At 65.3% G+C, this 19,964-nt stretch carries 26 protein-coding genes and 2 tRNA genes; 8 read left to right on the top strand and 20 right to left on the bottom strand.

Annotation, left to right across the window (positions count from 1 at the left end):
- Positions 1-867, bottom strand: coding sequence for an alpha/beta hydrolase (locus ACAM58_RS07865; protein ID WP_062362561.1), 867 nt, complete (start codon positions 865-867; stop codon positions 1-3).
- A 94-nt stretch (positions 868-961) separates the two neighbouring features.
- Between ACAM58_RS07865 and ACAM58_RS07860 the strand changes: the two genes are divergently transcribed.
- The 3 genes from ACAM58_RS07860 (at position 962) to ACAM58_RS07850 (ending at position 3,754) form a co-directional block, all read left to right on the top strand.
- Positions 962-1,037, top strand: a tRNA-Ala gene (locus ACAM58_RS07860).
- A gap of 320 nt (positions 1,038-1,357) precedes the next feature.
- Positions 1,358-3,046, top strand: coding sequence for a sensor histidine kinase (locus tag ACAM58_RS07855; RefSeq protein WP_062362563.1), 1,689 nt, complete (start codon positions 1,358-1,360; stop codon positions 3,044-3,046).
- A gap of 18 nt (positions 3,047-3,064) precedes the next feature.
- Positions 3,065-3,754 carry a response regulator transcription factor gene (locus ACAM58_RS07850; protein ID WP_012746674.1) on the top strand — a complete coding sequence of 230 codons (690 nt, stop codon included), beginning with the start codon at positions 3,065-3,067 and terminating at the stop codon, positions 3,752-3,754.
- 19 nt (positions 3,755-3,773) lie between these two features.
- On the opposite strand, the gene ACAM58_RS07845 is transcribed toward ACAM58_RS07850, so the two are convergent.
- The 15 genes from ACAM58_RS07845 to ACAM58_RS07775 all read right to left on the bottom strand — a co-directional run bounded on the left by ACAM58_RS07845 (position 3,774) and on the right by ACAM58_RS07775 (position 15,570).
- Positions 3,774-4,679 carry a type II secretion system F family protein gene (locus ACAM58_RS07845; RefSeq protein WP_062362566.1) on the bottom strand — a complete coding sequence of 302 codons (906 nt, stop codon included), beginning with the start codon at positions 4,677-4,679 and terminating at the stop codon, positions 3,774-3,776.
- A 12-nt stretch (positions 4,680-4,691) separates the two neighbouring features.
- Positions 4,692-5,684 (bottom strand): type II secretion system F family protein, encoded by a 993-nt coding sequence (locus ACAM58_RS07840; RefSeq protein WP_062362570.1) that lies wholly within the window; start codon positions 5,682-5,684, stop codon positions 4,692-4,694.
- Positions 5,685-5,693: 9 nt separating this feature from the next.
- Positions 5,694-7,067, bottom strand: coding sequence for a CpaF family protein (locus tag ACAM58_RS07835; protein WP_062362574.1), 1,374 nt, complete (start codon positions 7,065-7,067; stop codon positions 5,694-5,696).
- A 53-nt stretch (positions 7,068-7,120) separates the two neighbouring features.
- Positions 7,121-8,272, bottom strand: a complete 1,152-nt coding sequence (locus tag ACAM58_RS07830) for an AAA family ATPase (protein WP_062362575.1) — start codon at positions 8,270-8,272, stop codon at positions 7,121-7,123.
- A 31-nt stretch (positions 8,273-8,303) separates the two neighbouring features.
- A complete protein-coding gene (locus ACAM58_RS07825) occupies positions 8,304-8,753 on the bottom strand; it encodes a TadE/TadG family type IV pilus assembly protein (protein WP_062362577.1) in 450 nt (149 codons plus the stop codon).
- Entirely contained in the window at positions 8,750-9,208 is a 459-nt protein-coding gene (locus ACAM58_RS07820) for a TadE/TadG family type IV pilus assembly protein (RefSeq protein ID WP_062362580.1), read from the bottom strand. The genes ACAM58_RS07825 and ACAM58_RS07820 overlap by 4 nt, the downstream gene beginning before the upstream one ends.
- A gap of 10 nt (positions 9,209-9,218) precedes the next feature.
- Positions 9,219-10,448 carry a TadE/TadG family type IV pilus assembly protein gene (locus ACAM58_RS07815; RefSeq protein ID WP_062362583.1) on the bottom strand — a complete coding sequence of 410 codons (1,230 nt, stop codon included), beginning with the start codon at positions 10,446-10,448 and terminating at the stop codon, positions 9,219-9,221.
- A 46-nt stretch (positions 10,449-10,494) separates the two neighbouring features.
- Positions 10,495-10,671 (bottom strand): Flp family type IVb pilin, encoded by a 177-nt coding sequence (locus ACAM58_RS07810; protein ID WP_062362585.1) that lies wholly within the window; start codon positions 10,669-10,671, stop codon positions 10,495-10,497.
- 113 nt (positions 10,672-10,784) lie between these two features.
- Positions 10,785-11,000, bottom strand: coding sequence for a Flp family type IVb pilin (locus tag ACAM58_RS07805; protein WP_062362588.1), 216 nt, complete (start codon positions 10,998-11,000; stop codon positions 10,785-10,787).
- A gap of 123 nt (positions 11,001-11,123) precedes the next feature.
- Positions 11,124-11,420, bottom strand: a complete 297-nt coding sequence (locus ACAM58_RS07800; protein WP_062362591.1) for a hypothetical protein — start codon at positions 11,418-11,420, stop codon at positions 11,124-11,126.
- Between the two features lie 20 nt (positions 11,421-11,440).
- A complete protein-coding gene (locus ACAM58_RS07795; protein WP_062362594.1) occupies positions 11,441-12,955 on the bottom strand; it encodes a type II and III secretion system protein family protein in 1,515 nt (504 codons plus the stop codon).
- A gap of 22 nt (positions 12,956-12,977) precedes the next feature.
- Positions 12,978-13,820 carry a Flp pilus assembly protein CpaB gene (gene cpaB / locus ACAM58_RS07790; protein WP_012746661.1) on the bottom strand — a complete coding sequence of 281 codons (843 nt, stop codon included), beginning with the start codon at positions 13,818-13,820 and terminating at the stop codon, positions 12,978-12,980.
- Between the two features lie 42 nt (positions 13,821-13,862).
- Positions 13,863-14,447 carry a prepilin peptidase gene (locus ACAM58_RS07785; protein WP_012746660.1) on the bottom strand — a complete coding sequence of 195 codons (585 nt, stop codon included), beginning with the start codon at positions 14,445-14,447 and terminating at the stop codon, positions 13,863-13,865.
- Between the two features lie 10 nt (positions 14,448-14,457).
- Positions 14,458-14,604 carry a hypothetical protein gene (locus ACAM58_RS07780; RefSeq protein ID WP_012746659.1) on the bottom strand — a complete coding sequence of 49 codons (147 nt, stop codon included), beginning with the start codon at positions 14,602-14,604 and terminating at the stop codon, positions 14,458-14,460.
- Between the two features lie 258 nt (positions 14,605-14,862).
- Complete coding sequence (locus ACAM58_RS07775; protein WP_012746658.1) at positions 14,863-15,570, bottom strand: SDR family NAD(P)-dependent oxidoreductase; 708 nt, start codon at positions 15,568-15,570, stop codon at positions 14,863-14,865.
- Positions 15,571-15,708: 138 nt separating this feature from the next.
- Here ACAM58_RS07775 and ACAM58_RS07770 point away from each other — a divergent pair.
- From ACAM58_RS07770 to ACAM58_RS07755, 4 genes are all read left to right on the top strand, one after another.
- Positions 15,709-15,784: transfer RNA gene (locus tag ACAM58_RS07770), tRNA-Lys, on the top strand.
- 252 nt (positions 15,785-16,036) lie between these two features.
- Complete coding sequence (locus tag ACAM58_RS07765) at positions 16,037-16,306, top strand: type II toxin-antitoxin system RelE/ParE family toxin (RefSeq protein ID WP_062362597.1); 270 nt, start codon at positions 16,037-16,039, stop codon at positions 16,304-16,306.
- Between the two features lie 41 nt (positions 16,307-16,347).
- Complete coding sequence (locus ACAM58_RS07760; protein WP_062362599.1) at positions 16,348-16,683, top strand: HigA family addiction module antitoxin; 336 nt, start codon at positions 16,348-16,350, stop codon at positions 16,681-16,683.
- A gap of 276 nt (positions 16,684-16,959) precedes the next feature.
- A complete protein-coding gene (locus ACAM58_RS07755) occupies positions 16,960-17,400 on the top strand; it encodes a thioesterase family protein (RefSeq protein WP_062362602.1) in 441 nt (146 codons plus the stop codon).
- 29 nt (positions 17,401-17,429) lie between these two features.
- On the opposite strand, the gene ACAM58_RS07750 is transcribed toward ACAM58_RS07755, so the two are convergent.
- Positions 17,430-17,831, bottom strand: coding sequence for a hypothetical protein (locus ACAM58_RS07750; RefSeq protein WP_062362604.1), 402 nt, complete (start codon positions 17,829-17,831; stop codon positions 17,430-17,432).
- A gap of 34 nt (positions 17,832-17,865) precedes the next feature.
- On the opposite strand from ACAM58_RS07750, the gene ACAM58_RS07745 reads away from it, so the two are divergent.
- Complete coding sequence (locus ACAM58_RS07745; RefSeq protein WP_018903157.1) at positions 17,866-18,150, top strand: hypothetical protein; 285 nt, start codon at positions 17,866-17,868, stop codon at positions 18,148-18,150.
- Between the two features lie 6 nt (positions 18,151-18,156).
- Here the strand turns inward: ACAM58_RS07745 and ACAM58_RS07740 are convergent, their stop codons facing one another.
- The 3 genes from ACAM58_RS07740 to ACAM58_RS07730 are packed head-to-tail and all read right to left on the bottom strand — an operon-like array spanning position 18,157 to position 19,918.
- The gene (locus ACAM58_RS07740) at positions 18,157-18,615 is read right to left on the bottom strand and encodes a thioesterase family protein (RefSeq protein ID WP_062362607.1); all 459 of its coding nucleotides are present in this window, start codon (positions 18,613-18,615) and stop codon (positions 18,157-18,159) included.
- Positions 18,615-19,142 (bottom strand): MarR family winged helix-turn-helix transcriptional regulator, encoded by a 528-nt coding sequence (locus ACAM58_RS07735; RefSeq protein ID WP_062362609.1) that lies wholly within the window; start codon positions 19,140-19,142, stop codon positions 18,615-18,617. The genes ACAM58_RS07740 and ACAM58_RS07735 overlap by 1 nt, the downstream gene beginning before the upstream one ends.
- Positions 19,142-19,918: an SDR family NAD(P)-dependent oxidoreductase gene (locus tag ACAM58_RS07730; RefSeq protein WP_012746653.1), complete on the bottom strand. Its 777-nt coding sequence runs from the start codon at positions 19,916-19,918 to the stop codon at positions 19,142-19,144. Before ACAM58_RS07730 ends, ACAM58_RS07735 begins: the two co-directional genes overlap by 1 nt.
- Positions 19,919-19,964: the final 46 nt, after the last annotated feature.

Raw genomic sequence — 19,964 nt, 5'->3', positions numbered from 1 at the left:
TCAGGCCTCCAGCAGCTGCACCGCATCGCGATGCAGCCTGTGGGCCGGATCCGCTAGCGCGTCGACGATGCTGAAGTGGTTCAGCCCGGCAAGCGATTCGCACACGGGCACGGCGTTGCGGCCCCACGCCTGGCGAATCAACGCATTCTGGCGAATGAACTCTTCGCTCTCCTCGGCCCCCACCAGCGCATGCAGCTGGCCGCGCGCGGGGGCCGTCCAGAGCGCGGGGCTGGCGCGTCGCGCATCCGCATCGCCGAGCTTCAGGACGTTTTCGAGGAACGGCGTGCGCTGCAGCGGCCGAAGGTCGTGCAGGCCCGAGATCGACAGCGCATTGCGCACCAGTTGCGCCGGCAGGTCGGGCGCGACCGCCTTCCAGTCGCAGGCCAGCAGCGCGGCCGCCATGTGGCCGCCGGCCGAGTGCCCGGCCACGGTGATGCGCGAGGGGTCGGCGCCAAAGCTCGCGGCATGGCGCCAGGTCCACTCGAGCGCGCGCACCATCTGCATGAGGATGCCCGGCACGGTGACGGGTTCCTCCGCCGTTCCGGGGCACAGCGCGTAGTTGGGCATCACCACGCACACGCCGCGGTCGTTGAATGCGGGCGCAATGAACGAATGGTCCCGCTTGTCCATCGCGCGCCAGTAGCCGCCGTGAATGAACACCAGCACCGGCGCGCCGGGCACGGGTGCGGGAAAGATGTCGAGCGTCTCGTTCACGCCCGGGCCATAGGGCACGTCGATGCGGCCGGCCAGGGCTTCGCGCACGGCTTGCGAGTCGCGCCCCCAGCGGGCGAAGTACGCCGGGTGATCCTTCACGCGCGCAAGATTGTTGTACATGCCTTCCAGCCAGGCGGGTTCGTACGAGGCCATGCAGGTGGTGCTTTCCTTCTTTTTTCGAAGGGCGCATCTTGGCATGCGGGCCATGCGCTGCCGGGCCTGTTCTGGTTAAAATCCGGTTTGCGTTGGGGGGGTAGCTCAGCTGGGAGAGCGCCGCGTTCGCAATGCGGAGGTCGTGAGTTCGATCCTCATCCTCTCCACCATCCCATCAGAAGGGCTCGGATTTTTCCGAGCCCTTTTTCTTTGCCTGGCCACCGGGCACTCCTCCGAGCGCCGATACATCTGCTGGCTGGCAGCCGCAATTTGCATCATTAAGTAACAAAAGTACACATTGCGGTCGGGGTTAAACAAAAAGTATTGCTTTCGACTACAAAAGTAGTAATGTGAAATCCTCGCAGTTATTAATTTTGGCGCAAAAGTGAACCAAGGTGTTACCTCCCAGAGCTTCCGTCCCAGGGGCATCGGTGCCCTGTCGTGGATGGCTGGCGAGGCATGAGCCGTTCTATGCACTCGAAACCGCGCCATGCAAGCCCACTCCATCGACCCGGATTCCGGGACCGACTCCAGCCTCAGTGCCGATGCGCTCATGGTGGCGCGGATGCGGCTGGTGCTGTCGGTGTCGGCGCTGCTGGCGGTCGCAGTTGACCTTCGCGACCCGCAGCTGCGCATAGGCGGCGCCGTCTGGCTCACCTTCTCCTGCTACGCGATCTACAGCCTGGGCGTGTATATCTGCACGCGCAAGGGCCAGCCCTATTTCCAGGGCAAGGCCATCCACTGGTTCGACGTGCTGTGGTTCACGCAGATCGTCTTCGCGAGCGGCGGCACGGGCAGCCTTTATTTTCTTTTCTACTTCTTCGCCATCCTCACGTCGTCCTTCCGGTGGGGATACGAGGAAGGCGCCCGGGTCACCATGGCCTCGGTCGCCTCGTTTGCCGTCTGCGGCCTGGGAGCGAGCCTCGCGGGCGACACGCCGCAGCTGCTGATGCGCACGACCTTCCTGCTGGCACTGGGCCACATGATCGGGCACTGGGGCGGATCGAAGGTCGAGCTGCGGCGGCGCCTTTCCCTGCTGAGCCAGGTGAGCCGGCTGTCGAACCCCCGGTTCGGCGTGGCCCGCACGATCGCCAGCACCATGGAGAAGACGCTGGCCTTCTACAAGGCAAGCCACTGCGTGCTCCTGACGCGCGACACGGCCACCGGCAGCTGGGTCATGCGCACGCTCAGGCAAAGCCACGCGGGCGAGGCGGTCGACGTCGAGACTATCGACCAAGCTTTCGAATTGCCGCTGATGACGCTGAACCCCGGCCACATCGTGCTGCGCAACCGCCTGCCCTGGCCGCTGAGCCGGCTGTGCGTGCAGGGGCATGCCTTCGACCTGCGCCTGCGCCGCTGGTACCCGCAGGACGAGCCGGGCCTGCGGCGCAGCGCCGCGGTTGCCGCCATGCTGGAGGCGCGCTCCTTCATCAGCGCACCGCTGCCGATGCGCCAGGGAGAAGGACGCATCTACGTCTCGTCCGGCGACGGGCATTTCCGCAAATCGGATGCGCTGTTCCTCTCGCACATGATGAACCAGGTCTTTCCCGTGATCGAGACGATCGGGGTGCTCGACCGGATGGCCTCGGAGGCGGCCTCGAAGGAGCGCCTGAAGATCTCGCTGGACCTGCACGACACCGCGATCCAGCCCTACATCGGCCTGAAGCTGGGGCTGAGTGCGCTGCGCAAGAAGGCGGGCGCCGACAACCCGCTGGTCGAAGACCTGGACAAGCTCGCCAGCATGGCCGATGGCGTGGTGGCCGACCTGCGCCACTATGCAGGCATCGTCAAGCATGGCGGCGAAAGCCACTGCGAGTTCATTCTTCCGCACCTGCACCGCCAGGCCGCGCGCATCAAGACGCTCTACGGCATCGACATGGAGATCCTGGTCGATGGCGATGTCCACCTGGACGACCGGATGACGGCCGAAGTGCTGCAGCTGGTGCGCGAAGGACTGAACAACATCTGCAAGCACACCCATGCGCACCGCGGCTGCATCCGCATCGGCTGCGGGGACGGCAAGCTGCAGATCAGGATCGAAAACGAGTCCTGCGGCATGGACTTCTCGAACTTCCGCCCACGTTCCATCAGCGAACGCGCAGCCGCCCTCGGCGGGCATGCGCAGGTCGGCCAGGGCGCGGGCGGCGCCACGGCCGTACTGATCGAAATACCCATCTAGGAAGGCGAAGGTGTCAAGATGCAAGCCACAACAACACCCCCCATCGGCGTCATGCTCGTGGACGACCACCAGACCATGCTGTGGGGCCTGTCGAAGCTGATCGACGGCGAGCAGCCGCGCATGAAGGTCGTTGCCACGGCCAACTGCTTCGAGCAGGCGCTGGAGCGGACCGAGCACCTGGTGCCCGACGTGATCCTGCTCGACCTGGACCTGGGGGGCCGATGCTCCCTCGACATCCTTCCCAAGCTGCTGTCGAACGACGTCTCGCGCGCGCTCATCCTCACGGCCGAGCGCAAGCAGCAGACGCTGGACCTTGCGGTGCTGCGCGGCGCCAGGGGTGTGCTGTGCAAGGATGCTTCGGCCGAAGAGGTGATCGATGCGATCGCACGCGTGCACAACGGCGAGCTGTGCATCGACGCGCAGGCCATGGGCCGCGTATTTTCCGAGCTGACCGCGCCGAAGAAGCCGGTGAAGGCGGACCCCGAAGCGGCCCGGATCGCGAGCCTCACGCAGAAGGAGCGGCAGATCATCCGCGCGGTGGTGGAAGGCAGCGGCGCCGCGAACAAGACGCTCGCCTCGCGGCTGTTCGTGACCGAGCACACCTTCCGCAATCACCTCACGTCGATCTACCAGAAGCTCGACGTGGCCAATCGGCTCGAGCTCTACATCTACGCCATCAAGCACCAGCTCGACGCCGCGCCCCATTGAGGGGGCGCGGGCGCCGGGCTCAATGCCCGCCGACGAGCATCGGCGCGATGATGCGGACCATGCGGATGATCGCCGGCGTAAGGATGACCATCGAGATGCATGGAAAGATGCACAGAACCAATGGCAGCAGCATCTTGGTCGGCACCTTGGCGGCCAGCTCTTCCGCGCGAACCTGGCGCTTGTGGCGCAGGTCTTCCGAGAACACGCGCAGCGACTCGCCGATGCTGGTGCCGAAGCGGTCGGCCTGGGTCAGCATGGTGGCAAAGGTTCCGATTTCCTCCACGCCGGTGCGAAGCGCAAGATTGCGCAGCGACTTCTCGCGCGTGCCGCCGGCGCGCATCTCGAGGTTGGTCCAGTGCAGCTCTTGCGCCAGGGCCTCGCTCTTGACGCGGATCTCCTCGGTGACCTTGACCAGCGCGGCATCGAGCCCGAGGCCCGCCTCGACGCAGACCAGCATCAGGTCGGCCGCATCGGGAAAGTTCTCGAAGATCTCGCGCTGGCGGCTCCTGATCATCGTGCGCAGCACGATGTTGGGCAGATAGCAGCCGAGCAGCGCAGCCATTGCCAGCCACAACAGGGTGGTGAGCCCATTGTCCGCCCCTGCCGCGCGCATCGCCACAAAAGCCAGGCCGGCGAGACCGAGCGGCAGCAGCGTCTTCAAGCCGAAATAGAAGAGGCTCGCGTCCGGGTGGCGGATGCCTGCGCTCAGGAATTTCAAGCGCAGCGGCGAGGTCTCGCCTTCGCCGGTGGGCGAAGACAGCTGGGCGAAGGGCCCGACGATCTTGACAGCGGTCTCGGTCCAGGCCGATTTGCTCGCAGGCGCCACCGCCCTCAAGCGCTGCGCGGTGCGCGAGGGCAGCATCCAGACCGCGAATCCGCCGATGGCGAGAGAGACGGCCACGAAAACGAGAATGGGGAACAGCATGGCATTTCTCCTTCAGACACGGATCTTCACGATCTTGCGCAGGATCAGCACGCCGACCACCATCAGGCCGAGCATGTACTTGACGACGGTGATGCCGATCGGGTCGGTCCACAACGGCGACATAAATTGCGGGTTGAATGCGTTCATCAGCGCCGCCAGTGCAAAAGGCATCAGCCCGAGGATCCAGGCCGACAGCCGCCCTTCCGCCGACAGCACCCGCACCCGCGCCAGCAGCTTGAGGCGGTCGCGGATGAGTCGGCTCAGGTTGCCCAGCACCTCGGTCAGGTTGCCGCCGGAGTCGCGCTGGATCAGCACCGACACCACGAAGTAGCGCATGTCGGTGAGCGGCACGCGCTCGCTCATATTCGTGAGCGCCTGCTGCAGCGAGACGCCGAAACCGACCTCGTCGGCCACCATGCGGAACTCGCCCGCGATGGGCTCGGACATTTCCTCGCCGATCATCTGCACGCTGCTCGCGAACGAATGGCCCGCGCGCAGGGCGCGCGTCACCAGGTCCAGCGCGTCCGGCAGTTGCCTTTCGAGATGCGCCAGGCGGCGCCTGCGCTGGTAATCCAGGTAAAGCAGCGGCACCGCCGCGCCGGCGGCGCCCACCAGCAGGGCAATCCATGCGGGCTGGTTCGCGAGCGATGCCATCGCAAAGAAAGCAAGCATGCCGGACAGCGCACAGGCCAGCAGCACATGGGACACGGTCCACTCCAGCCCGGCCTGGAGAATGAAGCGGTCCAGCCGGTGGGCCCGCGGAAGCTTCAAGAGAACGCGCTGCATCCATGGCGCCTCGCTGAGCACGCGGTCCTTCACGAGCCGCGCCTGCGCGATGCGGTCGGTGGCCGCCGACAGCGCCTGCAGCCGTTTGCCGATCTTCTGCACGCCAGGGCCCCTGTAGGAGCGCCACAGCATGTACAGCCCCTCGATCACCATCAGCACCGTCACGAAGACCAGCACCGACAGCGTGATGAGCGTGTCTCCAACCAGGTTCTGGAACATGGGGGCCTCCTATTCGTAGTGCTTGTCGGGATCGAACATGGCGTCGGGCAGCACCACGCCGAAGGAGTGCAGGCGCTCGACGAATTTCGGCCGCACGCCCGTGGCATGGAAGTAGCCGCGCACGCGGCCGTCGGGGCCCATGCCGGTCTGGCGGAATGCGAAGATCTCCTGCATCGTGACCACCTCGCCTTCCATGCCGGTGATCTCCTGGATGCTGGTGACCTTGCGCCGCCCGTCGACCATGCGCAGCACCTGGATCACGACCGTGATGGCCGACGCGATCTGCTGGCGCACCGAGTGGTGCGGCAGGTTCAGGTTGGCCATGCTGATCATGTTCTCCAGCCGTGCCAGCGCGTCGCGCGGGCTGTTGGCGTGGATGGTGGTCAGCGAGCCTTCATGGCCGGTGTTCATGGCCTGGAGCATGTCGACCGCCTCGGCCCCGCGCACCTCGCCAATCACGATGCGGTCGGGCCGCATGCGCAGCGCGTTCCGCACCAGCGCGCGCTGCGTGATCTCGCCCTTGCCTTCGATGTTCATCGGCCGGGTTTCCATGCGGGCGACGTGCGGCTGCTGCAGCTGGAGCTCCGCCGCGTCCTCGATGGTGATGATGCGTTCTGTGGCGGGAATGAAGCCCGAGAGAATGTTCAGCAGCGTCGTCTTGCCGGCGCCGGTGCCGCCGGAGATCAGCATGTTGATCTTCGCGCTGGCCAGCCCTTCGAGCATCAGCCCCATCTGCGGCGTGAGCGTCTTCAGGTCGTTCACCAGGTTCTCCATCTTCAGCGGGATCTTCGCGAAGCGGCGGATCGACATCATCGGGCCGTCCAGCGCCACCGGCGCGACCACCGCATTGACGCGCGACCCGTCCGGCAGCCGGGCATCGACCATGGGGCTCGATTCATCGATGCGCCGCCCCACCAGCGAGACGATCTTGTCGATGATGCGCAGCAGGTGCTTCTCGTCGGTGAAGCTCACGTCCGTGAGCTCCAGCCGGCCCCTGCGCTCCACGTAGACCTGGTCGTGCGAGTTGACCAGGATGTCCGACACCGTGGGGTCGGCCATCAGCAGCTCGATCGGGCCGAAGCCGAGCATCTCGTGCTGGATGTCGCGGATCAGCGTGCGCCGCTCGATGTCGTTCAGCGCCTCGGGCTCCTCCTGCAGCAGCCGGGTGACCATGGTGGAGATTTCCTGGCGCAGCACCTCGGGCTTCAGGGTTTCGAGCACCGCCAGGTCGAACCTGTCCAGCAGTCTCAAGTGCATTCGCTCCTTCAGGAGCTTGTAGGAGTCCGAGGCGAAGGACGACAGCACCCCATCGGCCAGGGGCGGTGCCGGCGCACGCGCGACCGGTGCGGCTTCGATCGCATTGAGCTGTTCTCTGAATGACATGGGGACCTGCCTTGCTGTTGGAGGAAGAAGATGCGTCGGGTTGCAGTGGGGTGTCAGGCCCGGCGGAAGAGCCGGCCGATCAAGCCTGGCGCTTCCTTCTGGCGCGGACTGAGCGTGTGGGCGATTTCCACGAGCCGCTTGCAGAGGGCGCTCCCACGCGACATCTCGGCCAGCGGCACGCCACGGTTGATCGAGGCGTCCACGTCCTTGCCGCCGTCGGGCACGCTGACCAGCGTGGCCCCGCCCAGCGAACGGCGCATGTCGGCCAGGCCGATCTCCGTGCCGCCGGCGCTGCGGTTGACCAGCAGCTCGACCTTGCCGGCCGCATAGCCGAGCGACTTGAACACCTGCATGAGGCGCGTCACATTGCGGATGTGCGGCAGGCTGGGCTGGAGCACCGGAAAGATCCGGTCCGCACGGTCCAGCACGCGGATGGCGAGCGGATCGATGCGCAGGCCCAGGTCGAACAGCACGAAGTCATACTGCGCCGCGGCCACCTGCAGGATGGCATCGATGTGCTCGGCCTTGACCTCCAATGCGCGCGATAGATCTTCGGGGGCTGCAAGGATGCTGAAGCCCGGCGCCACTTTTACCGTGCTTGCGGCCAGCAGCGAGGCATCGAGCCGGCCGATGTCGCGCGCCACGTCGGCCAGCGTGGAGGTGGGCCGCAGGTCGCTCACGTAAGACAGCGCATCGCCGAACTGCAGGTTCAGGTCGATCAGCAGCACCGATCGGCGCATCGAAAGCTGGTGCCCGATGTTGGTCGCAAGAAAGGTGGCGCCGCTGCCGCCCTTGGACGGCATGAACGCGACCACCTGGCCCGCCTCGCGCGCCTGGGTGCCGGCCATCTTGAGCGCAATGCGCTCCACGGCCGCTTCCAGCGCTGCCGGCTCGGGCGGCGAAGGCAGCACTTCGCGCACGCCGGAACGCATCGCAAGAATCAGGAACTCGGGCGTCTGCATCGCGCACAGCAGCACCACCGCAAGCGCGGGATGGCGCAGCGTGAGCTGCTCCACCATGGCCACCTCGTGGGGGTCGCAGCACATGCCGTCCACCAGCAGCAGCTCGGGCGCCGATTGCTCGACCACCCACTGCATGCGGCTCTTGCCTCCTTCGAACACGGAGACCGTGTGGGAGCGGGCCTCCAGCACCTTGCGCATGTCCTGCAGGTGGGCGGGATTGGGGGAGATGATGGAGATTTTCATGGTGATGTGACTCAGGGTTAGTTAAGTGCGGTCAGGAGCAGACGGCGCTGCTGTTCGGGTCCTGTCCCATGATTTCGCGCGGCAGGTAGGTGGAAAAACTCGGCATCGGGATCGGCGCATGCGTTCCGAACCCGATAGGCGAGATCCACTGATAGTCGAGATCGAGGATGCGGACATTCACGCCGCTGCAATTGGCGGCAGTGCACGTCGTGCTGACGTTGCCTGCCGCGTCGTACCAGTCGATGCTGACGTTGGCCGCCGTCAATTGAGGCAGGAACTTCTGCATGTTGGAAAGCACGATGGGGGCGCCTCGATCGCACACGACCGCTGCGCGAGCGCCCCAGCGCGTCGCTTCGGCAGCTGCATTCCACGTCCACAACATGCGCGCGAAATCCATGATGCCCAGCAGGAAGGTCAGGAAGAGCATCAGGACCAACGCAAACTCCACCGTGGTCGCACCGGTCTGCCTTGTTCGATTCATGATTGACCTCGCATGGTGGCGCTGATGTCCCCGAACGGGATCTCTCCGTTCGCATCGCCGAAGGTGAGCCCGAAAACCCCGGTGATGAGCGGGCGGAACTTGTATCCCGTGACCTTGATGGTCACGGTATTGATGGCCGGGGCGCTGCCCTTGAACTGCCAGGTCGGATCGGGAACGTGAGAAATTTTGAGGTCCAGGACCAGAGGCGAGACGCCGCCGGCCGGGTTGCCAAAGACCACCAGGTTCTTGGCGGCCGTAACCTTGGCGGGATCCGTGGTTACGATCGACGGATCTTGTGTGGACAGATAACGAGAGGCATCTCGCAGCGATTTCGCGATGGTGTTGTACTGGTACAGCGCTCGCCCGAATTCCGTCGTGATGAACGTCAGGATGAGCAGCAATGGAAGGATCAGGGCAAATTCGATCAGCGCCACCCCGTTCTGCTTCTTCTTCATGACATCTCTCCTACTGCACGAGCGTAGGTACTTTGGGCCCGCTCGTGCCGCCGGCCAGGCCCGCGGTGGCACAGGGACTGCCAGCTGACTCCGCATCGCCGATGAACTCGAGCCACATCTTCGAATTCTTTCCGCTCGCGTTCTTCTCCAGCGGATGCAGCATCAGCATGCAGGCAAAGCCCTTGAGCGTGATCGACGGGCAGTCGACCACGGCGGTCGTGACCACGCGTCGATTGGCGCCCTTCGTGTAATCGGTGGAACTGAAATTTCCCTGAGTGTTGAGGTTCTTGGTGTCGGGATTCTTGTTGTCCCCTTCGTAAGGCGCGGATGCGTTGCGCTTGGCGGCAAATCCGTTCGGGCCGGGATCGTCATACCTGCCTGGCTTCACGGCGGCAGCGCTGTCGGCATACCAGGCGTACCCGGTCTGATCGGGAACCGCAGTTGCAGCGCTGAGGCTGCCCTTATAGATACCGAAGCGGGTATTCCATGCCTCGACCGCGCCATTGGTCTTGCCCGCCTTGCCAACGTTCGTCTCTAAGCCGGGAAGACCGCATTGCCCGCTGCTCGTCAGGAGATCCTTGATCTCGCGTGCCCCGCCGCCGCTGCCGGAAAAATCCACCCAGCGGAACTGACCGGATTCCACATCGTCGTTGCTATTGGTCACGCCTTGGATCCATTCCCCCCGCGCAAACCCCCAGCCGGGCGTGGCGGATCTTTGGCAGACGCCAACGGGAACAAGGCAATTGGTTTGCGACGGCGCTCTAGTGGCAACGGCGACAGCAGCCACGCTCTGCGATGCCCCATACGTGCTGTTTCCACTGAAAGCGCTTAGAGCATGGAGGATCCAAGGCGCGATGCCCGACCTCGTGTGCAGGCACTTGACATACCGGGCATTCGCGACGGGCGTAAAGGTATGGCTGTAGGTGCCGATCAGCGAGTCGCTGAACACGACCTCAGCCTGGGCGATGCCGGTCGCCTCGCCTTGAAAGTTGATTTTGTTGAGATCGGCCGCGGTCTTCCCTGCGCTGGTGGCTCGCGTTAACGCATCGCTTGCGCCATCGAGTTCCTGCGCGGCCGACAGGGCACAGCTGTCCAGGGCGGTCTGCAGCTCCGTTTTCACGATGAAGAGGCGGCCAAAGTCCAGCGCAATGCCCATGAATCCGAGGAGGAACAGCAGGACCAGCGCGACGGTGATGATCACCGCGCCGCTTTGGCGGTGGCCGGAAGTGTGGACTTTCATGATCGACTTCCTGTGCAGTGGTTTTGGTTCGAAAAAGCCCCGCGCTTCAGCCGCAGTCCGCGCCGCCGAGGCAGTTGCGGACAAGATCGACAAGATCGCTAATGCCGGTGTCCGTTACCAATGGCCTCAACACGACGATCAGCAGGATCGAGATCACGGCAACGACCAGCGCGTACTCCACCACCTGGGCACCGCTTTCATCCCATAGAAAAAACTCGAACATGATGAGTACCTCGCTTTGTGCCGGACCGTTATATGGACGACGGGCGGCGGGCAACGGGCAAGCCGGCCCCGCCACCGCCGTCGTTCCAGTAAATGCGAATGCGATTACCGGACTTAAGGATTGCAGACGCCCATGTTGCCCGAGAGGCAGGCAGCCACGCGTGTAATGAAGGTTGCGAAGTAACCTCCGGTGGTCAGACCCTGCAGCGCGATGACCAGGGCAATCGATACAACTGCGATGATGAGCGCGTACTCGATAACTTGCGCGCCGTCCTCTTTCTTGGCGAACGAGGACATGAAGTTGCTGACGCGGACAAAAAGTTGGTTCATTTTTTCACCTTTGAAATTGCAGTAAGAAAACAAAAAATCTTGCGTTGGTTTCTGGGTTGATTGACTGCTATCTTTGTGAGGCAACTCCTTTCTGTTCGAATTCGAGAATCGGTTGAGGGCCGCCTAACGACCCTCACTACCGCCAGTTCCGCCACCAATCCCGCCACCGATGTTGATGACGTTGACTGCCGGCGGCGGCGCCTTGTAGGACTTCTGGTACTGCACCATCGACTCGCGCGCTGCACGCCCGTCCATGCCCACGACCGGGTCCCCGTCCTTCCCAGCATCGGGATTGATCGTCATCTTCCTTTTCGCGTCGCGCACCGCATCGCCAAAGCGCGCGTCGTAGTTGGGCGTGACGTGGGAGCAGCCGGTGGCCAGCAGCAGCGTCAGCGCGAGAGTGGTCGACTTGATGAACATGGTGGTGCTCCTCGCGGGTGTCATTGGGGTTGGGCGGCCGGTGCAACCGGTGCCGGGGTGGCGCTTTCGAGGCTGCCGTTCAGGTAGACCTCGGCGCGGCTGGGAACCACGTGGTTGTCGGTCGGCACGCGCGGCGACTCGGCCAGCGGACGCACCAGGCGCGGCGTGATCACGAACATCAGTTCGGTCTGGTCGTTCTGGAACTCGGTGCTGCGGAACAGCGCCCCCATCACCGGCACTTCGCCCAACCCGGGGTAGCGCTTGATGGATTCGGTGACGTTGCTCTTGATGAGCCCCGCGATGACGAAGCTCTGGCCGTCGTTGAGCTGCACGGTGGTGTCGGCGCGGCGCACCGTGAGCGAAGGCAGCACCGCGGTCACGCCGGTCACGGTGGTGAAGGGCGAGCCGGTCTGCGACAGGTCCGACACCTCCGAGACCATCTTGAGGTTGACGCGCCCGCCGTTGAGCACGGTCGGGGTGAACTTGACCCCGATGCCGAACTCCTTCTCTTCCAGCGTGATGTTGGTTCCCCCGCCGCCGGCGGCGCTCTGCGCCACCGGGATGAAGATCTTTCCGCCCGACAGGAAGCTTGCCTGCTGGCCGCTGATGGCCATGATGTTGGGCTCTGCCAGGATGCGCACCAGGCCGTCGTCCTTCTGTCCGTCGATGCCGACCGAGGTGCGCCCGATCCTGATCGCCTCGAGCAGGCCGCCGCCGCCGCTCAGGAAGCTGGAGATCAGCGAGTAGCTGTCGCGGCCGCCGCCACCCGTGCGGCTCAGGCCGACGCGCGCACCGAGCCGGTCCAGCAGCGTCTTGCTGACCTCTGCGATCTTCACTTCGAGCATCACCTGCTGCGGCGCCGTCACGCGCAGCAGGTTCACCACCTTCTTGCCGTCGGCGCCGTAGGCCATGGCCAGGCTCATCACGTCGTCGAGCTTGAGCGCATCGCTGATCTCGCCGGTGAGCACGATCGATTTCTCGGCGCTGCGCACGCGGATGTGGTTTTCTTCCGGCATCAGCTCGGCGAGCTTGGACTGCAGCGCGCCCGGATCGATGGTGACGATCACGTCCTTGATGTAGCAGGTGCCGTCGACGCTTTGCAGCACGACGTTCATCGAGCCCGCCTGGCGGCCGCGGAAGAACAGGTCGGTCGGGCTCAGCAGCGTGACGTCGACATCAGCGATGCCGTCGCCCGCGTTCGCCGCCGTGGCGGGGGCCGGTGCCGGCTGCCCTGCGGCTGCGGGTGCTGCGGCCGGCGCGCGGCTGGGCGGCTGGCCGCTGACCACGATGCGCGCAACGCGTGCCTTCAGCGGGATGACCACCGACTTGCCGAGCACGGCGTAGGTCGGCTGGTCGTCCGGGATGATCGCGGTGCAGCGCCGGGTGGCGGGCCCGGCCGGCGCTGCGGCCGGGGTTGCGGCAACGGCAGCAGCCGCCGCCGGGACCGCGTCCGCGGCCATCGCGGGTGCCGCCAGCGCCATGAGTGCCGCCAGCAGCCAGGCGGGTGAATAAGAAGAAGAAGAGAGATGTTGCACTTGGGTTCCTCCTGCGGGGTGATCAGAAGCAGTTGAGCGTGCGGGCTGCGTGCTGGATCACTTCCACGCACTCGGATTGCCGCTGCGCCATGGGGGCGGTGCGCGGCATGCGCGCGGGGGCCGGCCGCGCTGCCACGGTGGTGGAGATCGGCAGGATGTCCTTCTCGCCGAACAGCTGGCCCTTGGTGATGCCTGCGGTGGCAACCGTGGTCTTGTCCATCTGGTTGCGCAGCACCAGCGAGAGGGTTCCCACGCTGCGTGCCAGGTCGAGCTTTTCGGAGTCTTCGAGCGAAAGCTCCAGCGTCACGGCGCTGACCACCTTCGGCTTGGTGTCGTCGCGGTTGGCTTCCTGCGCCACCGCCAGCACCAGCACCTTCTCGAGCACAGTCTTGCTGATCTGGCGGCCCTCTTCGCCGCGGTTCTTGTCCTGCTGCGCGTTGACCATCACATCGACGTAGTTGCCCGGCAGCGCGAAGCCCGCCACGCCCACCACGTCGTTGACCCGCACGGTCATGGCACGCTTGCCGCTCGCAATGACCGCCGAGAGCCCGCCCTGGGTGCCGACCGGCGCGAGCTTGCCTTCCAGGATGGCTTCGCCGCGCAGCACGCCGACCTTGACCACGCGGTCCTCCAGCGACTTGGCGTCCTTGAACGAGCCGGCCGGCAGCGAGCCGCTCGGCCAGTCGACCAGCGACAGCATCTGCGGATTGACCCGGCTGCCCAGTTCGATGTCGACCGCGGCCACCACCACCTTGTTGGATGCGATTCCGCCCTGCCGGGAGACCCAGCCCGCTGCGTAGACCGCGGCCGCCAGGCCGGTCAGGAGGGCCAGCAGAAGCAGCCCGAGCGCCTTGATGTTTTTCATGCGAATCTCCGCCGTGGATGGATGGATGGAGGAAGGGACGGGCTAGACGAAGCCCAACTGATGCGCCAGGACCTGTACAACCGTCCCCACGCAAATACAGATGCCGTAAGGCAGCTTTCCGATGGATTGCCGCGTGTCGATCGTTCCGTTCGGTCGCACGCCCGCAATGCCCGAGACGACGATGCCCTGCGCCGCATCCTTGACGTTGGCCAGCATGTGGCCGAGCCGGCGCCGGTGGATGGCCACCGCCACGGCCGCGAAGCCGCCCGCGATGCAGGTGAAGAGAATGGCCTCCAGCGTCTGGTAGGGGCCGATGAAGGCGCCGACCATTGCCATCAGCTTGACGTCGCCCGCACCCATGATCCCCAGCACGTAGAACGGCAGCATGATCGCGAACCCGGTGCCCAGGCCGCCCAGGGCGTGCTGCAGGCCGGTCATCGGCGTGCGCGCCGCGAAGGCGCCGTAGATGATCGCGAAGGCCATGCCGCCGAAGGTCAGCCAGTTGGGAATGCGGTAGAAGCGCGCATCGCTCACGGCGGCCATCACCAGCAGCACGAAGAGCCCGCCCATGCGGAAGTCCGAGGCCAGCATGGCCAGCAGATCGAGGACGGCGTTGAATTCCTGCATGGTGCGAACCTCAGGCGCTGCGCCGCACGGCCAGCAGCAGGAGAAGGCACACAACCACCACCAGGGAGCCGATGAGCGCGAACTCCATGAACGACATGCCCGCGTCCTCGCGCAGCAGGGTCATGAAGCTTCGTGGCAGCAGGTTGAGCGTTTCCATGCGTGTTCCCCAGTGATGGTGTTGTCGACTGGCACCGCTTCGTTTTCCTTGCCGGGCCGAAGCGTCTTGCCGTGGAGTCACTGTAGAAATCGCGCCGCCTGCGCACATGAGCAGTGCGCCCCTTTTCCAGGGAGACAAGCGCCCCGCCCCCCGGGCCCGCACCCATGACAAACCGCCTGCCTGGGGGCGGCGGGCGGCGGAACGAAAAAAGGGCCCTGGCGTTGCCGCCAGGGCCCTTTTTGTTCGTCTTGTTTCAGCTCAGGTGTCGAGCGTCAGGTGCTGGCCGTGCAGCGCCGCGGCCGCGGGCGACGCAAGAAAGCCGATGGTCTGGGCCGCGACGGCGGTCGACACCCAGTCGGCGGGATTGGCGTCCGGCATGGCCTGCCGATTGGCCGGCGTGTCGAGCACGCTGGGCGCCACGCTGTTGATGGCCACGCCATGCGGGGCGGCCTCGGCGGCGGCGGCCTCGACCAGGCGCTGCAGCGCGCTTTTCGACGCGATGTACGCCGCCATGGCCGGCAGGCCGCGCGCCGCCACCTTGGCCGTCACCGCCACGATGCGGCCGGCACCGTGCTCGATCATCGAGGGCAGCACCGCCTGCGTCACCGCCACGAAGGACCAGGCATTGAGGTTCATCATGCGGTCCCAGCTTGCCCGCGAGAGCGCATGCGTGGCCTCGCCCATCTCGAAGCCGCCGGCAATGTGGACCAGCGCGTCGATGCGGCCGAAGGCCTTGAGCGCCTGGCTCGCGAGCTCGGTCATGTCGGCCGCCGAGGTCACGTCGCCCGCCAGCAGCAGGTGCTGCGAATTGTCCAGGCCCGGAAAGACCTCGGCCAGGCGGTCCGCCCGGTGGTCGACCAGCGCCAGGCGCGCGCCCTGCTCGAGAAAATGCTGGACCACCGCACGGCCCAGCGCGCCCGCGGCCCCGGTGATCACAACATGGGACATGGTGGTGGTATCTGTCATGGAAGATCTCCTGATGGAAGGACCGCAGCCCCGTCGATGATGACGAATCCTAACCCCGCCGCACACAAAATCGTTGAGCCCCGGAATTTTTACGCTATACTTGCGGTCTTGCCAAAAAACGCAAAACGTTTTGTGCAAGGGCTCTTAGCTCAGTTGGTAGAGCAGCGGACTCTTAATCCGTAGGTCGAGTGTTCGAGTCACTCAGGGCCCACCACCAACACTAGGAACTGCGCGGTTTCCGCGCTATTTCTTCAGGAGCATTGTTCCGCAATTGCAGAACGTGTTCCGAAAAACAGAGAAGCCTCCCGCTGAAAAGCTGGGAGGTTTTTTCTTTTGTAGCCCTCCATTCCGATGCCCCTCTGCACGTTGATCGCCAATAGATCACGGCGCATTTCCACAGGCTGGCGGCGCGGGCGATGACCCTTCGAGAGCTTACCGGTTCCCGTTAAACGGTATAAAATGGCCTATGGCGATTCAGTCCTTCTCTTGCCCCGATACCGAAGAACTTTTCACCACGGGCAAGAAAGCTCGCTTCGCCAATATCCGGGACGTGGCGACCCGCAAGCTGACCCAGTTGGACGCTGCGCCGACGGTGGTTTTCATGAAGATGCCACCAGGCAACGACCTGAAGTTCTACGACGGTGCCTGGCACGTCAGGATCAACCAGCAATGGCGGCTGATCTTCAAATGGGGCGAAGCGGGCCCGTACGACGTAAGGATTGATGACCCGCACTGACCGGCCAGTCTGCCGAAACCGCACCTTGAAAGGGCAACCCGATGTTTAAGAATGGAATGCGCCCGGTTCATCCCGGCGAAGTCCTCCGCGAGGACTACCTCAAGCCCCTTGGCATGACTGCCAACGCGTTGGCAAAGGCGCTGCACGTGCCTGCGTCCCGCATCAATGACATCGTGCTCGAACGCCGTGGCATTTCGCCAGACACTGCGCTGCGCCTGACTCGCTACTTTGGCGGTGAAGAGGCCGACGCGGTGGGTTGGATCAACATGCAAGCGACCTACGATTTCAAGGTTGCACAGAAAGCGGTAGCGAAGGCGATCGCCAAAGAGGTGCAGCCACGCGCTGCTGATGATGACCGCTTTGCCTTCGCGGCCTGAGGCGGTTTCTCAACTTAGCCTACCTACCGCGCAAGCGTGCAGCACCTACGATTAGTCACCAATCGAAGGCGCTCGAAAGCCTCTTCGTCCGCCCGCTGTTCAGTCGACGGCCATCGCCCGAAGCGCCTTCCGCTTGAACTCGTAGCCGCGGCCTGGTGCCCGTCCGCGCTCACAGACATGTTCGCTGCGCTGCCGGTTGGCCGCCTTCCTGGAACGTGCCAACAGCCGCCTATTCTGTCTCCGGTCATCCATCCACCCGAGTCAGAAGGTAATCAAATGAACGATGCGACGAATGCTGTCACCGTGAAAATCCGCTGGGCGGACGTGGACGCCTACGGCCACCTGCGCCACAGCGCCTACGCCGATTGGGCCACCTTTGCCCGCTCCGAATGGTTCGAGAGCGCGGGGCTGGATCCGCAAGTCTTCGCCCAGGAAGGTGTGGCGCCCATCACCCTGGAGGAGACCACCAGCTTCCTGAAGGAGGTCCGCCTTGGCGACATCCTGACGCTGTCGATGCTGGCCGCAGCCGAAACCGCCGATGGTTCACGCTTCGTGCACACCGTTGCGTTCCAACGCAAGTCCCTGCCCGTAGCCAGATACCGCATGACCGGTGCCTGGTTCAACCTGCGTGAACGCAAGATTGTTCCGCCCACCGCGGCCATCGCGGCCTGCGTTACGGGCTTGCTGCGCAGCGACAACTTCGCGACCTTGGGTTGACGCGCAGGCCGCGCAAGTCCGCGGCATGCCTACGGTGCACATTCCTCGACAAACCGCACCAGCACATCCCGCCTTTCCCTCACTTCCGCCAGCAGGTACTGCCGCGCATGTTCCTGGGCCAGTTCGTTCGACAGAAACCAGGCCTCGCGCGCGGGGTTTCCGTGCGGGGGCGGCGCGCCCCATGCTGCGGCGCCGTTGCCTAGAAAGGCCTCCGTCACGGGCAGGCGCCCATCGGTGCGGCCCAGGTCCGACAGCGGGTTGCGCGGGCCGCCAAGTTCGATGCGGACGTGCACGGTGTCTTCTTCCACCGCGATGGAAGCCCCGAGGCCGCCATGTTGCTGCACCTGCCAGAGCTGGGCGGCGCTGGCATGGCGCACCCAGCTTTCCAATGCCCGCGCGAGGCTTTCGATGATGGCTTGCTTGTTGTCCATGCGGCACTCACTCCTTCGTGTTCGTATCGATGCCTTGCAGCACTGCTACCACTCGCCGACCTCGCGCACGCGCTGGTCGAGGTCGGGATATTCAAGGCTCCGGTCCGTTGGCGCAAGCGGAAGCGCCAGTGCACCCTGCCAGCCCCTCCCCATCGGCGACAACCTGGCGCGGCAGATCGAACAGCACTGCGAGGTGGAGCCGGGCTGGCTCGACAAGGAAGACCGTCCCTCCGAAGTGCCCGATGCGGCGGAAGAGCGCTTCATCGCAGCCGCGCGCGAGGCCTGGCGGCAGGCCAACGCCAAAGAGCCGCCGCCCTGATGCGCTTCAGGCGAGCGAGGGCGCGCTGCGCAGGATGGCCGTGCGCAGGTCTGGCGGAATTTCCACGGAGCGATGGCTCTCGAGCGAGGTGGTCACGAGCACCTGCTTGACCTGCATGCGCAGCTCGCCACTGGCGGGGTCGAAGCAGCGCAGCGCGAGCGTCATGGAACGCGAGCCCAGCCGCTCCACCGCAAGGCCCAGCATGACTTGATCGCCCATGCGGCTCACGGCGCGGAAGTCGGCCTCGAGCCGCACCGTCGGCAGGCCGATGCGCCGCTTCGCGATGAGCGCGTGGTAGTCAACGCCGAGCCCTTCGCTCACCCAGTCTTCCACCAGGCCGTTGAGCATGACGAAGTACTGCGGATAGAAGACGATGCCCGCGGGGTCGCAATCGGAAAAGCGGATCATCCGCGCGCGCTGGAACTCGGCCTGGGGCGCCTCGGGTTCGCCAGTGCTGGCCGCCATCAGCCCTCCTCGCCCGCAGGCTCGCTGCGCATCACGTGCACGCGCAACTGGCCGAGCTGGGCGTGCATCTGCCTGACGGTCTTCATGTCGAGGCCCGAGAACATCTCGAGGATCCATTGCTCGTGTTCCTTGGCCATGGCCTCGAAACTCGCGCGGCCCTTGGGCGTGAGGCTCACGATCCACGAGCGGCGGTCGTCGGGGCTGTGGGCGCGCGCCACCAGGCCGTCGCGCTCGAGTTCGTCGGTCAGGCCCGTGACGTTGCCGCCCGTCACCATCAGGTAGCGCGACAGCACGCGCATCTTCAGGCCCTCTTCATAGCGGTAGAGCTGGGCCATGTAGTCGAAGCGCGCCAGCGAGATGCCGAAGCGCTCGCGCAGCCGGCGCCGGATCTCGGCCTCGATCTGCGTGGTGCTGGCGAGCATGCGCAGCCACAGCCTGAGCATGGCGTGGTCTTCGCGGCCGGCGCGGGCCTCGTGGCCGAGCTCCTCGGCGTCGCTGAGCGCGGCATGCGAGGCGTCGTTGCGCATCACATCACCTCCCCGCCCGACACCGAGACCGACTGCCCGGTGACGGACGCGGCGCCCTCCCCGCAGAGCCAGCGCACCGCGTCGGCCACTTCGGCGGGCTGCACGATGCGCCGCTGCGGATTGGCGCTGGAGAACTCGGCCAGCGCATCGGCTTCGCTGCGGCCGGTCTTGCCCACCACGTTGGCAACGCTCGCGCGCAGGATGTCGGTGTCGGTGTAGCCGGGGCACACCGCGTTCACCGTGACGCCCTTGCGTGCCACCTCGAGCGCGAGCGAGCGCGTGAGCCCGACCACGCCATGCTTGGCCGCCGCATAGGCCGCGACGTAGGCATAGCCCTTCTGGCCCGCGGTGCTGGCGATGTTGACGATGCGGCCCCAGCCGGCTTCGAGCATGTCGGGCAGCGCGGCCTGCGTGCACAGGAACGTGCCGGTGAGGTTCACCGACAGCATGCGCTGCCAGAGCTCGGCCGAGGTCTTGAGAAAAGGCGCGCTCTCGGCCGCGCCCGCGTTGTTGACGAGGATGGCGAGCGGCCCGCGCTCGGCACGCGCCAGCGCGAAGGCCGACTGCACGGCCTGGGCGTCGGCCACGTCCGCTGCGGCCACGCCGTGGCCCTGGCCCGCGAGCGTCGCGGCCACGCGCCGGAGTGAATCGAGGTCGCGTCCCAGCAGCGTGAGCGTTGCGCCCTCGGCAGCCAGGGTGCGGGCGATCTCGGCGCCGATGCCGCGCGCGGCGCCGGTGACGAGGGCATGGCGGCCGGTCAGTGAATTTGCGTGCATACCTGAATGATTTAGTTCTGAACTATTTTAGCGTGTGCGGCGCATC

It is taken from the genome of Variovorax sp. V116 (assembly GCF_041154435.1).
GTDB classification, from domain to species: domain Bacteria; phylum Pseudomonadota; class Gammaproteobacteria; order Burkholderiales; family Burkholderiaceae_C; genus Variovorax; species Variovorax paradoxus.
This window is presented reverse-complemented; position numbering and strand designations above follow the sequence as displayed.